Annotated in this window: 3 protein-coding genes; all 3 read left to right on the top strand. The window is 37.3% G+C overall.

Annotated elements, in window-relative coordinates; genetic code table 11:
* Window positions 1-127: 127 nt before the first annotated feature.
* Genes BAZSYMA_RS05715 through hflD form a run of 3 tightly spaced genes read left to right on the top strand, consistent with a single transcriptional unit; the run spans window position 128 to window position 2722 of the window.
* Window positions 128-1051 (top strand): PhoH family protein, encoded by a 924-nt coding sequence (locus tag BAZSYMA_RS05715; RefSeq protein WP_090716576.1) that lies wholly within the window; start codon window positions 128-130, stop codon window positions 1049-1051.
* Window positions 1029-2117 carry a tRNA 2-thiouridine(34) synthase MnmA gene (mnmA, locus tag BAZSYMA_RS05710; RefSeq protein WP_090716574.1) on the top strand — a complete coding sequence of 363 codons (1089 nt, stop codon included), beginning with the start codon at window positions 1029-1031 and terminating at the stop codon, window positions 2115-2117. The genes BAZSYMA_RS05715 and mnmA overlap by 23 nt, the downstream gene beginning before the upstream one ends.
* Before the next feature lie 2 nt (window positions 2118-2119).
* The gene (gene hflD, locus BAZSYMA_RS05705; protein WP_090716571.1) at window positions 2120-2722 is read left to right on the top strand and encodes a high frequency lysogenization protein HflD; all 603 of its coding nucleotides are present in this window, start codon (window positions 2120-2122) and stop codon (window positions 2720-2722) included.
* Window position 2723: the final 1 nt, after the last annotated feature.

The following is a 2723-nucleotide window of genomic DNA, read 5'->3' as shown; positions in this document are numbered from 1 at the left end:
ATATTCATTCTCCAATCCAAAAAAAATAGAAACTAAAAAACACAGAAAATCTGACTGGTATAATAACTTTAGACTCTAAACTTATCGGTAGAAATTTTAACATATAAACATTTTTTGTAAATAACCTATGCAACTAACACTTGAAATCAACAGCAGTGAACAACTTTCCAGCGTTTGTGGCTCATTTGACAGACACTTAGCGCTAATAAGCAAAAGCCTAGATGTAACCATGAACAACAAAGGCGAGGATTTCACCATCAAGGGGAAGAACAAACATATTGCTGCTAGAGTACTGCAAGATTTAATAGCATTAAGCTCTAGCCAACCCATTGAAATTTACGATGTTGAAATGGCAATCAAATCTTGTTCGCACGATGACTTGCCAAACCAGTCAGTGAATATTAAAACCAAACGAAAATTTATCCATATTAGAAGCAAAAACCAGCAAAAATACGCCCTAGATATCAAGGAAAAAGATTGCACTTTTGGTATTGGCCCTGCGGGTACAGGGAAAACTTATCTTGCTGTGGCACGCGCTGTTGAAGCCTTAGAAGCCTCTGATGTGCGCCGCATCATCTTAGTACGCCCTGCGGTAGAAGCGGGCGAAAAATTGGGGTTTCTACCTGGTGATATGAACGAAAAAATTGACCCTTACCTACGCCCTATTTATGATGCCTTGTATGAAATGTTAGGTTTTGATAAAGTGGAAAAACTGCTCAATAAAAACATCATTGAAGTTGCACCACTAGCATTTATGCGTGGTCGCACACTAAACGAAGCCTTTATTATTTTAGATGAAGCGCAAAATACCACCATTCCACAGATGAAAATGTTTCTAACGCGTTTGGGTTTTGCATCAAAAATGGTCATTACTGGCGACATCACTCAAATAGATTTAGCCAATCCAAAACACTCTGGCTTGATTCATGCTATCAAAGTATTGGAAAACGAAGACAAAATTTCTTTTTGTCATTTTGAAACAAAAGATGTGGTGCGTCACAATTTAGTACAACGCATTGTATCCGCCTATGACAAGTTTAACCTCTCTTAAAGTAATTGTAGGACTCTCAGGTGGTGTTGACTCATCTGTTGCCGCCCTTTTACTTATAGAACAAGGCTTTGAAGTTGAAGCTTTGTTTATGAAAAATTGGGAAGAAGATGACACAGATGGGCATTGCACCGCACAACAGGATTTATCCGATGCACAGAAAGTTGCTAATAAATTAGGGATAAAACTACACACTGTTAATTTCTCAAGCGACTATTGGGATGATGTGTTTGAACATTTTCTCCAAGAGCACAAAAAAGGTCGCACACCAAACCCTGATGTTTTGTGTAATCAAAAAATTAAATTCAAAGCATTTTTAGACTATGCGCTTAACTTAGGTGCAGATAAAATCTCTACTGGACACTACGCCAGAATCACACAAGAAAATGACCTATTCCAGCTTAAAGTTGGCTTGGATAATAACAAGGACCAAAGTTACTTCCTGCATCTTTTAAACCAGCACCAACTTTCAAAAAGTCTATTCCCCTTAGGTGAAATCAACAAAGATGAAGTTCGAAAGATTGCCGCAGAAAATGGCTTTGTTACTGCTGATAAAAAAGACTCAACAGGTATTTGCTTTATTGGTGAGCGTAATTTTTCTGAATTTTTACAGACTTACCTACCCACACAACAAGGTGATATTGTTGATGAAAACGGGCAATTTATCAAACACCATCAAGGCTTGGCGTTTTATACTATTGGTCAGCGCAAAGGCTTAGAAATTGGGGGTGGCTTTGGCACCTCAGGAGCGCCTTGGTTTGTTGCTGATAAACGATTAAAAAACAATGAATTGTTGGTAGTACAAGGCGATAACCCGCTACTTTATCATCAATCCTTAAGCGCATCAAACCCACATTGGATTACAGCAACACCAACTTTTCCATTAAAATGTATAGCAAAAATACGCTATCGTCAAGTATCACAAGACTGCACGATTAGTGATCAAGATGGCGAGATACAAGTCAAATTTGACCAGCCACAACGCGCAATTACACCTGGACAATCGGTCGTTTTTTACGCCCAAGATGTTTGCCTTGGTGGTGCCATTATTAAAACTCGTAGAACTTAAAAATGAACAAATTCAAGCAACGCACCTTAGCACTTGCCTCTTTATTACAAAGCACAACTTTGGTTGACCAACTGGCAAACACTGGTACTTGTAATGCTCAAGGCAACGAAGTCAGTCTAAAAAGTATCATGAACAACAGTACAAATATTGAAGAGGTATTTCAATCATCAAAAGACTTATCTATTGGTCTTCATTCGCTCAAAAATGCATTCAGCAAAAAACAAAAAAATACACAAAATATTATTTTCTATGCGTTAGCACTGATTAACCTTGAAAAGAAATTAATGAAAAACCAAGACTTTTTGTCACAAATATTAAATGAAATTAACCAAATTAAAAAGCAAAATTTTTTTGAAATCTCTCATTCTAATTCCTTGGCACGCTTAGGCGAACTCTACAAATCTACCTTAGGCGAACTCAATCCAAGAATCATGGTAAGGGGTGAGCAACTTTATTTGTCCAATCAACACACAGCAAATCACATTAGGGCATTGCTATTATCGGGCATTCGGGCAGTATCTTTATGGAAATCGCAAGGCGGGAAAACTTGGCATTTGCTACTTAATAAAAAACAATCACTTAAATTAATAGAGACCTTTATATAAA

Origin of the sequence: Bathymodiolus azoricus thioautotrophic gill symbiont (genome assembly GCF_001298715.1) — a bacterium.
Classification (GTDB): Bacteria; Pseudomonadota; Gammaproteobacteria; order PS1; family Pseudothioglobaceae; genus Thiodubiliella.
The sequence above is the reverse complement of the archived record's forward strand: the minus strand, read 5'-3'. Positions and strand labels throughout refer to the sequence as shown.